Source organism: Ruegeria sp. E5, assembly GCF_056534105.1.
The window spans coordinates 455294-467712 of record NZ_JBQFPA010000003.1; the positions used below are offsets into that span (position 1 = coordinate 455294).

Sequence of the window (12419 nt, forward strand, 5' to 3'; positions counted from 1 at the left end):
AGAAAAGCGCTGAAACGGGGCTCACAATCCTGTGCGCGCGTCAGGCCGCACGTTTCTTCAGCAGATAGATATCCATGATCCAGCCGTGATCAGAACGGGCCTGCGCGCGGGTATCCAGAATGTCTTGCGCCACATCCGCCAATGGGCCTTTGATCAGAATCTCTTCTTTCATGCCCACATATGCCCCCCACCAGATGTCATAATCGGTCATCTTCAGGCTCTGGAACGAGCATTCGCCATCCAGCATTACGGCCACTTTCGACGCCGTTTCAGGCCATCCATCATCGCGGATGCGACGGCCTGTGGTCACGACATAGGGCGCGCCCAGATCATTGATCGGGATCGCATGGGCTGCAGTCAACGCCTGTAACGCTGTGATTCCCGGCATAACCTGGACTCGCGGTTGCGGGTCCAGCCGCGCTGCAATTCTTAGCGAACTGTCATACAGCGACGGATCACCCCAGATCAGCAACGCCACCTTCTGCGCGTCCGGGTAGGCTGAAATCGCCTCGTGCCAGCGCAGGGCAATTGCGTCGTGCCATTCGTCGACGCCTCGGAGATAGCCGTCATCTGCCCGGCGTTTGGGAACGTCGAAATAGGCGATCCGTGCAGGTTTGTCGGTGACCTGCGAGATGATGTCTTCGCGCAAACCGGCCAGATCAGCTTTGTTCTCTCCTTTTCGCGGAATCAGGATCAGGTCCGCTGATCTGATCGCCTTCGCCCCCTGAAAGGTCAGGTGGTCGGGATTACCCGTGCCGATTCCGATCAGAATCAGTTCAAACATCTTCGAACTCTGCCAGCGGGCCATACAGGATCAGGGCCGGGGCGGTTCCAACCTCGGATCGCAGCTTGTCGGACAGGTCTCCGATTGTGGAGCGCTCCAAGGATTGCTCGGGAGTTGAAACAGATTCGGCCATCAATGCAGGCGTGTCCAAAGGCAAGCCATGCGCGCTCAGGGCTTCGACCAGCAAGGGAAAAGTGCGCTTGCCCATAAATACGACCGTCGTCGCGCTAGCATCAGCCAGGGCGGGAAGGTTCAGATCGGTCGGCAATTTGCCACTTACGTCATGCCCGGTGACGAATTGAACACGACGTGCAGTCAGGCGTCGGGTCAGAGGAATACCAGCGGCAGCTGCCGCCGCGACGGCAGAGGGGATGCCGGGAATGATCTCATATTTGATGCCGGCTGCCTGCAACGCGACCAGTTCTTCTTCCAGTCGACCGAACAATCCTCCGTCACCGGATTTCAGGCGTACCACCTGCTGACCGGTCTGCGCATACTCCACCAACAATCGGCTGACGTGATCCTGCTTGGGCGAAGGGCGACCGGCACGTTTGCCAACACCAACCAGATCAGCATCGTCACGCACGTGGGTCAGGATCGGGCCGCTGCTGAGATCATCAAACAGCACTGCATCGGCTTTCTGCATCCGGTCTACGGCCTTGAGCGTTAGTAGCTCCGGATCACCCGGACCGGAGCCAATGAAAGAGACAAAACCGGTCATGCCGAGGCCTCTGCAATAAGATGGAAAAATGTGCCGGTGACATTGCCACGTCGCGATCCTGTCTGAGGGCCTTCGGCCCCCTCGGCATCGAAGACTCGCGCAAGAGGAGCGTCAGGTTGTTCGATGATCGAGGAATAGTGGAACTCATGTCCGCGCAAGGCTGTACCCTTGGCAAAGCCCGGCATCGACGCCAAAAGCTCAGCCCTGCGATAACCAAGGTTGAATTTGCGCTTTTGGTATGAGGTTTGCAGACCCAACAATCCTGCCATCTGATGTGGGGCGCCTTCCTTGTCGACCAGAACTTCCCCCAATGCCATGTACCCCCCGCATTCACCATGCACGGGCCGCGTTTCCGCGTGTTTACGCAGCCCCGACAAGAAAGTATCTGCTGCCGCCAATATTCCTGCGTGAAGCTCGGGATAGCCCCCTGGTAGCCAGACCAGTTCAGCGTCTGCAGCTGGCGCTTCGTTTGCCAGTGGCGAAAAGGGCAGTATTTCTGCACCGGCGCTGCGCCACCCTTCCAGCAGATGCGGGTAGGTAAATGAAAACGCTGCATCACGGGCCAGTGCGATCCGCTGCGCCGGGGGTCGCGGCAGCGCGGCTGACGATGGCCCAGCAGGGCCTGAGGAGGCCGCCCGTTTGATCGCAACCAAATCGACATGTTCACGCAGGAATGCGGCATATCCGGCGATTGCCGTTTCCAGATCCGGATGCTCAACCGCCTGGATCAGGCCTAGATGCCTTTCGGGCAGGGTCAGATCACCTCGGCGCGGAAGAACGCCCAGAACCGGCAATCCAGCCCGTTCCATGCCCAGCCGCGTCAGCCGCTCATGTCTTGGGCTGGCACAGCGGTTCAGGATCACCCCGGCAAAAGGTAGATCGGGGTTATACATCTGAAAGCCAAGAGCGGTCGCCGCCGCCGATTGCGCCTGTCCTCCGACATCCAGGACCAGAACGACCGGCCATCCCATGCGCAGCGCCGTTTCAGCGCTCGACCCATGCCCCAGCTCTCCGGGTTTGGCGACGCCATCAAACAAACCCATTGAGCCTTCGGCCACCACAATATCCGCGCCCGTGGCCTGCTCAGAGATCGCGCTTAGCAGCGGCTCCCCCATCGCCCAGCTATCCAGATTGAACGAGGCACGGCCCGCTGCAGCGCGGTGAAACGCCGGATCTATATAGTCCGGCCCGCTTTTGAACGGTTGTACGGTCAAGCCGTCCTCGGCCAAAGCCCGGAGCAATCCCAGCATGACAGTGGTCTTGCCTGTACCCGATGACGGAGCGGAAATCAGTATTCCGGGGGGGTTAGTCATCACCATGGCTCCAGCTCGACCACGGACTGTCGGCGCTTTGAGGGCGATAGCGGCGGTCATATGTCTTGGAATACAGACAGCTTTCGTCAAACCCTTCACCTGCAAGCGCCGGACCAACCATGATCAGTGCGGTGCGCGAGATGCTGTTGTCCAGTGACTCCTTCAACGTGGCAAGCGTTGCGCGGATGATCTTCTCATCCGGCCAACTAGCGCGGTAGACCACGGCGACCGGGCAGTCTGTCCCATAGGCAGGTGTCAGGTCGGCGATGACGTTATCCAGATTTCCGATCGAAAGGTGGATAGCCAAAGTCGCACCTGTTTTAGCGAAGTTTTTCAGTGTCTCGCCTTCCGGCATCGAAGACGCACGCCCGGGCGTGCGGGTCAAGACCACTGATTGCGCCAGACCGGGCAGTGTCAGCTCGGTCCCGAGCGCTGCAGCCGCAGCCGCAAACGAGGGTACACCGGGCGTGACGCTGACCGGGACACCCATCTCTTTCAGACGTCTGATTTGCTCACCCATCGCCGACCAGACCGAGAGGTCCCCGGAATGCAGCCGCGCCACGTCCTGTCCAGCTTTATGCGCTGCTTCGATTTCGGCCATGATCTGATCCAGATCCATGGGTGCGGTGTTTACGATCTTCGCGCCTTTGGGGCAGTGGCCCAGAATCTCCTCGGGTACCAATGAACCCGCATAAAGGCACACCGGGCAGGAGGCGATGATATCGCGCCCGCGCAGGGTCAGCAGGTCGGCGGCGCCCGGTCCGGCGCCGATGAAATGAACGGTCATGTCTGTCCTCCGATGGCGACGGCGCAGGTTGCAAGCCGGTCGTGCGAGAATTGTCTGGGTGAAATCAGCCGCGCGCCATGTCCGGCGGCAGCAAGAGCGGATGCTTCGGCCACGCTGCCGGTGCCATATGTGGCGCGACTGCGGGTTGAGCAAGTAAGTGTGCGTTGTTCGGCAAGATCATTTGCCGGAATGAAATGTACCGGCAGCTCAGTTGCTTCTGCAAGCGCGGCAAGTGCGGTGTGTCCTTGCTTGTCCGCAACAGTCGCAAGGGCATCGACAGTTTTTCCTGTCGAGGCAAGCTCGAAAGCGGCACGAAGACTGGCCAGCGTAGCAGAGGATGAGAAACCTAACCCCGCGACGATCATAACGTGAGGCTCCACTGCACCACTGGGTAGGCAGATTTCCAGCCTCGCCGTGGACCAAGCGCAGCTGCCTGCGCCAGTTCGATGCGCAGCAGGTCTCCGCCGAGCTTGTCGTGCCATTCGGCTAGTAACGCTTCGCTTTCCAATGTCACCGCGTTGGCGATCAGCCGCGTGCCGGCCTGAAGATTAGCGTGTAGCCAGTTCAGCAGATCCGCACTCAGACCGCCACCGATGAACACCACATCGGGTCGGTCAAGATCAACCAACGACTCTGGTGCAGAACCGTGCACAACGCACAACCGATCCTGCCCTAACGTATTGGCATTGCGGCGAATGCGTTCGGCCCGATCAGCACGCGGCTCGATAGTCGTTGCAGTTAGCGTCGGATCGCACATCAGCCATTCGATGCTGATCGAACCAGTGCCGCCGCCAATATCCCACAGATGCTCACCCCGCTGAGGGGCAAGCGCCGACAGGGTTAGCGCGCGAATGGGGCGCTTGGTGATCTGGCCGTCGGTTTCAAAGATGTCATCGGGTTTTCCCGAGGCTTTGGGAAAGGCACGCCCAGTACCCGCGACATCAAGACCGACACAAACCGGATGTTCGAATGTTCCAAGCAACGCCTCGGTCAGCGACACGCTGCGCGCGCGTTCACGGGGGCCACCGAGCGCTTCCATGACGTGCAGAGTGCAATCGGCAAAATCGGTTTCGCCCAGATAGGTCGCAAGCTCGGCTACGGCTTTGCCGTCGCGCAGCAAGAGAATCGCGCGCAGGCCGGGTGCCAAGTGAGGGCGAAGGCGCGTCAGAGGCGCGGCATGTAGCCCGAAGGTCAACGTGTTTTCAAGCGGCCAACCAAGCCGCGCAGCAGCAAGCGAAAAGGTCGACTGGCCGGGTAGGGCAATCCATTCGTTCTCGTCGAAATTACGCGCGATCACGGAACCGGCTCCGAACCAGAACGGATCACCCGAGGCCAAAACAACGGTCTGCCGACCTCGCAATCCGGTCAGAATCGGAAGACCATCGGCAAATGGGGCTGGCCATTCAATCCGTTCCGCCGCGCTGTCTGGGATCAACGACAGGTGGCGTGTCGGACCCATGACAATCTCAGCGCGGTCCAGCACTTGACGGCTTGCAGGGGACAGGCCATCCAGTCCATCTTCGCCCAAACCCAATACAGTCAGCCACGGAGTTTCAGACATGCCCAACCTCCTGATTCTTGGTGGCACGACCGAGGCGAATGCTCTGGCAAAATCGGTTGCCGATCAAGGCATTCCCGCTACATATTCCTACGCTGGACGTGTCGATAACCCGCGCTCGCAACCCGTGCCGATGCGCGTGGGCGGGTTTGGTGGTGCAGCGGGACTGGCGCGGTACATTCACGAGCACGGCGTCAGCCATGTTGTCGATGCGACTCATCCCTTTGCGGCACAGATGAGCCGAAATGCGGTGGAAGCCTGTGCGGGGGGCGCAACGCCCTTGGCCGCTCTGACCCGGCCTGCCTGGGTCGCGCAAGACGGGGACAACTGGCAGCACGTACCGGATATTGAAGGTGCGGTTGAAGCTCTGACCGGTCCAGCCCGCCGCGTCTTCCTGGCAGTTGGCCGCATGCATCTTCATGACTTCGCAGCCCAACCTCAGCATCACTATCTTTTGCGGCTTGTAGACGATCCGGACGCATTGCCGCTTCCGAAAAGCGATGTGATCGTTTCGCGGGGCCCGTTTTCTGTTGAAGAGGACCGGGCCTTGATGGAACGTCACCATACGCAATTGATTGTATCCAAGAATGCGGGTGGCACCGGCGCGCGGGCCAAACTCGATGCCGCCAGGGCGCTGGGCTTGCCGGTTCTGATGATAGACCGTCCGACCCTGCCGAAGCGGACCGAGTTGGCAAATGTCACGCAGGTCTTGGACTGGCTGGCGCATACTTAATCCTTGGCCAGCGTGAATCTCGGGGTGTAGACGATCGGGGCGGTGTTGCGCTCGACTATGCGGGTCAGGGACGAGCCGACGATGACGACGGTCTGCATGTCCGCCATATCTGCCGTGGCTTCTTCCAGAGTTGAAATCCGCAAAGCCTCATCCTCGCGGGATACAGCGCGTGCAAACAGGATCAGGCGTTCCGGCTCACATTCTTCCCGCAGGATTTCCAGCGTTTTTTCAAACCCTTCCGGTCGAGACTTCGAGCGAGGGTTATAGAACGCCATGGCGAAATCGCCCTGCGCGGCAAGTCGCAGGCGTTTTTCGATCAGTGGCCATGGCTTCAGGTTGTCGCTCAGGTTGATGGCGCAGAAATCATGCCCTAATGGTGCCCCGGCACGGGCCGAAGCCGCCAGCATCGCAGTGATCCCTGGCAACACTTCGATCTGTATGTCGCGCCAGTCATTCGGCCCGTTTTCAAGCGCTTCAAACACCGCTGCGGCCATCGCAAACACGCCGGGATCCCCTGACGAGACTACAACGACGCGTTTACCGTCGGCCGCCATTTGCAAAGCGTGCTGAGAGCGGTCGATCTCGACCCGGTTATCGCTGGCGTGCAGGGTCAACCCCTCTCGCTCGGCCACCCGAGCAACATAAGGGATGTAGCCAACCACGTCCGTCGCTTCTGCCAGCGCGGCAGTGACTTCGGGAGTGACCAGTGCTTCGTTTCCAGGCCCGAGGCCAGCGATCTTGACCCAACCGCTCATGGTCGGCGTCCCTGTCCATGGACCAAAATGATTGAGAAATAGGGCGTGATCCCTTCGCAATTATCAGACAGTTTGCAGACCCGTTGGTTCGGCATCTGAGCGTATTCGACGATCCACGCGCGGTCATACAGCCCGGCCTGTTTCAGCGCGCGCTTTACCTTGTCGAAGTTCCGCCCGATCTTCATGACAACCAGCGCGTCGGTCTGGGTCATGCGTTCAGTCAGCGTATCCTCGGGCAAGGTTCCAACAAGAACCGTGAGGACATCGTCGCCCCAAGTTATCGGGTCACCGGTTGCGGTCCAGGCGCCGGACATGCCGGTTATGGCAGGTACGACTTCGACTTCAGATATGTCTCGTAGTCGATTGTAAAGGTGCATAAATGATCCATAGAAGAACGGATCGCCTTCGCACAGAACCACTACATCCTCACCATTTTCGGTAAGTGATTTCAGATGTGCGGCACAGTCTTCGTAAAACACCGAAAGGAGTTCATTATACCTTGGATCCGTCACCGGGATTTCGGTTGTTACCGGGTACTCCATTGGAAACTCGATGGCGTCGCCGGGGATCATTCCATTGACGATCTTGCGGGCCTGACCTGTGCGGCCAGGTTTGCGAAAAAACGCCACATGGCGGGCATTGCGCAGCAGGCGGTCCGCACGGACACTCATCAGGTCCGGATCGCCGGGGCCGAGGCCCACGCCGTATATTTTACCCCCGCTCATTCCGTGCGGCTCGCGATAGCATTGATGGCAGCAACTGTGATCGCACTGCCTCCCAAACGGCCTTTGACGATACAGGATGGTACTGGCTGCGCTTCCCACAAGGCATCCTTGGACTCGACCGCTCCGACGAAGCCCACCGGGCAGCCGATAATGGCAGCGGGGCGTGGGCAGTCGGGATCTTCCAACATGTTCAGAAGGTGGAAAAGCGCGGTAGGGGCGTTACCGATCGCGACCAGTGCTCCTTCCAGATGCGGACGCCACAGCTCTAGCGCGGCGGCAGAGCGCGTGTTGCTCATTTCGGCAGCCAGAGGTCGAACACGCTCGTCATGCAGGGTGCAGATCACTTCGTTGTCAGCGGGCAGGCGAAAGCGGGTGACGCCTTCGCTGACCATGCGGGCATCACACAGGATCGGCGCGCCATTTTCCAGCGCGGAACGCGCTGCCGAGACAAAACCGTCCGAGAAATGGACGAACTCTTCCAGCCCGACCATCCCTGCGGCGTGGATCATCCGAACGGCGACCTGTTCTTCATCGGCATCGAACCGGGCCAGATCAGCCTCGAATCGGATGGTGGCAAAGCTCTGCTTGTAGATCGCCGCGCCGTCGGTTTCGTATTCATAGGGCATCAGGTGAAGTCCATGGTCATGAGTGTTTCTTCGGTCAGGCCGCGTTGGCAGGGCTCATCCCCCGCACGGCCTTGTTTGACAAGGTCAAATCGTCCGGAATTGCCAACCAAAGTGACATCGGCCGGACCCATTCGGGCGCATCCCTTGGCGCAGCCCGATACATGCAGGCTGCCTGCAACGCGCGCGGCCAGGGCGCGCGCCACACCGCGGGTTTCGACCTGCGCCTGCGGGCAGTATGGCGCGCCGGGGCAGGCGTCGGTTGTTCTCAGCGGGTCGGTGCCATCTGTGACAAAGTCAAGGGCGGGTATCGCCGCCCCGCCTTCCAACAGGAACAGCCGCCATGGTGTGACCCGCAGGGCAGTGGCGTTGCTGTTTTCGATCAGCAAATGGAGTTGCCGCGCCGGTAGCTGCCCAAAGGCAGCGCCATAGAGTGTCCCCCGCGCGCAGGCTCCCGGTTGAAGAGGCACGCCAATGGGGCCGGGCGCGCTGCCTTGCCACTCGTTGGGCAAACCATATGTGGCAACGGTCCGCGCCATGCGGCGGGTCTCGGTTGTGTGGGTTTGCGCAAACCACTTCGCCAACGCGATCACTTGGTCGATGGCTTGAGCTTCCGACACCACTCGCCCGGTTTCGGCCCCGTCCGCGCGCAGGATCAGGCTGCCCGAACCGAGTTCAAGCCGGATATCCGCCGAGTCATCGGCCAATAAACGCTCGGAACCTGTGTCGATGGCAAAGCCGAACTTGGCAGGTAAATCCGGAAGCTCGGCCAGACGCTGGATCAATTCCTGTGTCAGCCGAGCGGTCAGATCACCGGCTTCATAGAGTGGCGAGACCAGAATGTTGCGGCGAATTTCGATTCCGGGTTCGGCGTCCAGCAGGTTCAGCGAGGAAAGCGCGGCCAACAAGGATTGATGGTCGGTTTCCTTTACTCCACGCAGCTGAAGGTTGGCGCGGTTGGTAAGGTCGATCGTGCCATTGCCGAACCGTTCCGCCAATTCGCACAGCCCTATCGCCTGTTGGGCATCCAGGCGCGCCAGCCGAGGGCGCACACGCACGACCAGCCCATCACCGGACATCATCGGGCGATGGGCACCGGGGCACCAGCCCTGCACGATGGGCGCACTCATCCCAACCCCTCCAGGTCGGCGCGGATCGAGTTCCGGCGGGTATGCCATAGCCCTGCCTCCAGCAGTGCACGGAACCGATCCTGCATGGCCTGATGTGCTCGCGGGTTTGCCTGTTGCAGGAAGGCGTCGACCTCTTCATTGCCCAGCGTGGCGTCGTGGTACAGATCGAACAGATGCGGTGCGACTGTGCCGGACAGATGCGCGAAAGATGCCATATGATCCAGCGTCGCCGCGATTTCAGCGGCACCCCGAAACCCGTGCCGCTGCATTCCGGCAATCCAGCCCGGGTTGGCGGCGCGGGCATGAACGACGCGGCTGATTTCCTCGGGCAGGGTGCGGGCGCGCGGGTTGTCCGGGTTGGTATTGTCCAGATGATAAAGCTGTGCAGTACCGCCGGTGATTTTCTTGGCGGCAGCAAATCCGGCCTCGTGCGTGGCATAATCATTGGCCAGCAACAAGTCCGTCTCGGTCAGGTCCTGTAGGTGCACAAAGCTGTCGGCGTTGGCGACGCGTTGCGAGATACCGTCCTTATCCTGCGTGATGTGTTCACCTTCCAAAGCGAAGGAACTGGCATCAAGCCAAGCCTCACCCGCTTGCACGCGTGCCTCATCCGTATAGGTTTCGGACAGATGACTCATGTTCAGACCATAGCTGCCGGGGGCTGGCCCATAGACCCGCGCCGCAGGCTCCTGACCGGCGTAAGGATTCCAGTCGGGTGCTTCATCTCGTTTGGTCAATGCGCGGACAGCCTGACCGTACAGCGCCGAAAGCGTCGGGAACACGTCCCGGAAAAGACCTGAGACGCGCAATGTTACGTCCAGACGCGGGCGGCTGAGATCGGTGATTGGCAACACTTCGATGCCCGAGACCCGCTCAGACCCTTTATCCCAAACCGGCTTCACCCCCAGCAGATGCAGCGCCATGGCGAATTCCTCGCCCGCTGTGCGCATAGTGGCCGAACCCCATAGATCGACGATCAAGCCCTTGGGGTAGTCGCCTTCTTCCTGCAGATGCCGCCGAACCAGCTCTTCGGCGAGCTTGACGCCTTGTGTGTAGGCCGCGCGCGTGGGAACCGAGCGTGGGTCGGTCGTATATAGATTCCGCCCGGTCGGCAAAACATCCGTACGCCCGCGATAGGGGGATCCGGACGGCCCGGCCTCGATCCGTTTGCCCGCTAAAGCGTCAATCAGCGCAGAGCGTTCAGCTTGGGCTGAGGGGGCAGTGTCGAAATTGCCCGTCACATCGGGGACGCGCCCAAAGATATGCAGCCCATCACCGAACTGGCTTTCCTTGATGTCACAGACAAATCGGTCAATGCGCGTGATCGCCTCGGCGGTACAGGTGGCCTGATCGAGGCCAAGATCGCTTTCCAGCCCGATCGCCTGCGCCTCGTCCCGGATATCTTCCTGCAGGCGATCGCGGCGTTTGGGGTCTAGCCCGTCCGCGTTCGAGAACTCGTCCAACAGCGATTCCAGCCGCACCATGCGATCTGGTGTGCCGCTTTCCTTCATCGGGGGTGGGATATGGCCCAACGTAACCGCCCCGATCCGACGCTTGGCCTGCGCGGCCTCGCCGGGGTCGTTGACTATGAAGGGGTAGATCACCGGCAGATCGCCGATTAACGCCTCGGGCCAACATTCGTTGCACAAGGCGACTGATTTTCCCGGCAACCATTCCAGCGTGCCATGTGCGCCGATATGGATCAGCGCATCCGCGACCAATCCTTTGCGCAGCCACAAGTAAAAGGCGACGTAGGCGTGGCGCGGTGTGCGCGACAGATCGTGATAGTCGTCATCGCGCAGTTCGGGTGTGCCGCGCTCGGGCTGCAGCGCGATCAGAGCCTTTCCGCGACGCAGCGCAGTGAAGTGGAACGCGCCATTTGTGAAAGCAGGGTCGTCTTCGGGAGTGCCCCAAACCTTATTGAGATCGGCGCGGAGTGTTTCCGGCAGCGCCGCCAGCGCCGCCTGATAATCCTCTAGCGGCCATGAAATCCGGGCATCAAGAAGAGTTTCAGCAATCGGCTCGGCAGGCGCGGTGTCATACCCTTCGCCTTGCAGATCGAGCAACATTGCCTCAGCCGAGGCCAGCGCATCCAGACCCACTGCATGTGCCATCTGCCAGTCTTTGCCGGGATAGGTCGATAGTACCAGCGCCGGAACCTGCTCCGCTTTGGGTTTGTCGTGAAGGTTCAGCCAGCCGGAGATGCGGTTGATGATGGCTTCGATCCGTTCGGGTTCAGCCCGATGAGCGAAGCGAGAATACTCGAGATGCGGGTCGCGTTTGCCCGGCTCTTTGAAGGATACGATGCCCGCGTTGATCCGCCCGTCCACTTCCGGAAGGACCACATGCATGGCAAGATCAGCTGGTGAAAGGCCACGTTCCGCTTCGGCCCACGCTTTGCGGCGTGACGTGGCCAGCGCGACCTGAAAGACCGGCACCTCTGCCACATCGAGAGGTGAGGTGCCTGATGCGCCCTTGCCTGAGAATGAGGTGGCGTTGACGATCGCCGAAGGCTTCAGCGCCACAATAGTCTCGCGCAGCCAATCGGCGGCATTTGGTGCTTTGAGCGACGGGGCAAACAGGCCGACGGCCTCAAAACCTCGCGCGCGCAAGCTGCGGATCAGCGCTGCGATTGGGGCTGTGTCCGCCGAGGTCAGATAAGCACGATAGAAGGTTACGATGATACGTTTCGCATCACCGGGCAGAGCGTTTTCTGCAGGGATCACGCCGCGATCTGGGCACCAGGCACCGCATTCAGGGATGGTCTTCGCGCCCATGACCGGACCTGCATACAACCCCGCAGCCAGTGCCATCTGCGCCAGAGCGGCCTGCGCTGCGACCTCACCGCCGGTGTCGCACAGATGCGCCAGCCGCCGCAGGGTCGAGACAGGCAGGGTAGAGTAATCATCCAGCCGCGTATCCTCGCGACCGTCTGCGGGCAGCACGGCCAGTGCAATCCCTTTGGCCTGCGCCAGCGCCAGAACCTGCTGCAAGCCGTAGGCCCAATAGGGCACTCCACCGATCAGACGGATCAGGATGCCCTTTGCGCCCTCCAGTGTCTGCTCGACATATGTGTCGACTGAGAGGGGATGCTTCAGCGCCGTCAGATTGGCCAGCCGCATCGTTGGCATGCGTCCTTCAGGCCCACTTCCACGATGCCATCCCGCCGCGAAAGCGCCAAGGTCACTGTCGGAAAAGGACAGCACCACAAGGTCCGCCGGGCTCTGACCCAGATCGGTCGGGGTCTCGGTTTCTTCGAGCCCATGGCTTTCGCGGAAGACGACGTGCAT

12 protein-coding genes are annotated in these 12419 nt (G+C 60.6%); 1 reads left to right on the top strand and 11 read right to left on the bottom strand.

Annotated elements, in window-relative coordinates:
- Nucleotides 1-40 precede the first annotated feature (40 nt).
- The 6 genes from cobF to cbiE are packed head-to-tail and all read right to left on the bottom strand — an operon-like array spanning nucleotide 41 to nucleotide 5166.
- A complete protein-coding gene (gene cobF, locus ACR0BI_RS14180) occupies nucleotides 41-784 on the bottom strand; it encodes a precorrin-6A synthase (deacetylating) (protein WP_480562345.1) in 744 nt (247 codons plus the stop codon).
- Nucleotides 777-1505, bottom strand: a complete 729-nt coding sequence (gene cobA, locus ACR0BI_RS14185) for a uroporphyrinogen-III C-methyltransferase (protein ID WP_480562344.1) — start codon at nucleotides 1503-1505, stop codon at nucleotides 777-779. The genes cobF and cobA overlap by 8 nt, the downstream gene beginning before the upstream one ends.
- Nucleotides 1502-2824 (bottom strand): cobyrinic acid a,c-diamide synthase CobB, encoded by a 1323-nt coding sequence (locus tag ACR0BI_RS14190; RefSeq protein WP_480562343.1) that lies wholly within the window; start codon nucleotides 2822-2824, stop codon nucleotides 1502-1504. The genes cobA and ACR0BI_RS14190 overlap by 4 nt, the downstream gene beginning before the upstream one ends.
- A complete protein-coding gene (gene cobM, locus ACR0BI_RS14195; protein WP_480562342.1) occupies nucleotides 2811-3605 on the bottom strand; it encodes a precorrin-4 C(11)-methyltransferase in 795 nt (264 codons plus the stop codon). Before cobM ends, ACR0BI_RS14190 begins: the two co-directional genes overlap by 14 nt.
- Nucleotides 3602-3970, bottom strand: coding sequence for a cobalamin biosynthesis protein (locus ACR0BI_RS14200; RefSeq protein WP_480562341.1), 369 nt, complete (start codon nucleotides 3968-3970; stop codon nucleotides 3602-3604). Before ACR0BI_RS14200 ends, cobM begins: the two co-directional genes overlap by 4 nt.
- Nucleotides 3967-5166, bottom strand: a complete 1200-nt coding sequence (cbiE, locus tag ACR0BI_RS14205) for a precorrin-6y C5,15-methyltransferase (decarboxylating) subunit CbiE (RefSeq protein ID WP_480562340.1) — start codon at nucleotides 5164-5166, stop codon at nucleotides 3967-3969. The genes ACR0BI_RS14200 and cbiE overlap by 4 nt, the downstream gene beginning before the upstream one ends.
- On the opposite strand from cbiE, the gene ACR0BI_RS14210 reads away from it, so the two are divergent.
- On the top strand, nucleotides 5165-5896 hold the full coding sequence (locus ACR0BI_RS14210) for a cobalt-precorrin-6A reductase (protein ID WP_480562339.1): 732 nt from the start codon (nucleotides 5165-5167) through the stop codon (nucleotides 5894-5896). The genes cbiE and ACR0BI_RS14210 overlap by 2 nt on opposite strands.
- Here ACR0BI_RS14210 and cobJ read toward each other — a convergent pair.
- From cobJ to cobN, 5 genes are read right to left on the bottom strand one after another with little or no spacing between them, the layout of a single operon-like run.
- Entirely contained in the window at nucleotides 5893-6651 is a 759-nt protein-coding gene (cobJ, locus tag ACR0BI_RS14215; RefSeq protein WP_480562338.1) for a precorrin-3B C(17)-methyltransferase, read from the bottom strand. The genes ACR0BI_RS14210 and cobJ overlap by 4 nt on opposite strands.
- Nucleotides 6648-7376 (bottom strand): precorrin-2 C(20)-methyltransferase, encoded by a 729-nt coding sequence (locus ACR0BI_RS14220; RefSeq protein WP_170401239.1) that lies wholly within the window; start codon nucleotides 7374-7376, stop codon nucleotides 6648-6650. Before ACR0BI_RS14220 ends, cobJ begins: the two co-directional genes overlap by 4 nt.
- Nucleotides 7373-8002: a precorrin-8X methylmutase gene (locus tag ACR0BI_RS14225; RefSeq protein WP_480562337.1), complete on the bottom strand. Its 630-nt coding sequence runs from the start codon at nucleotides 8000-8002 to the stop codon at nucleotides 7373-7375. Before ACR0BI_RS14225 ends, ACR0BI_RS14220 begins: the two co-directional genes overlap by 4 nt.
- Nucleotides 8002-9129 (bottom strand): precorrin-3B synthase, encoded by a 1128-nt coding sequence (cobG, locus tag ACR0BI_RS14230; protein ID WP_480562336.1) that lies wholly within the window; start codon nucleotides 9127-9129, stop codon nucleotides 8002-8004. The genes ACR0BI_RS14225 and cobG overlap by 1 nt, the downstream gene beginning before the upstream one ends.
- Nucleotides 9126-12419: a cobaltochelatase subunit CobN gene (gene cobN / locus ACR0BI_RS14235; protein ID WP_480562335.1), complete on the bottom strand. Its 3294-nt coding sequence runs from the start codon at nucleotides 12417-12419 to the stop codon at nucleotides 9126-9128. Before cobN ends, cobG begins: the two co-directional genes overlap by 4 nt.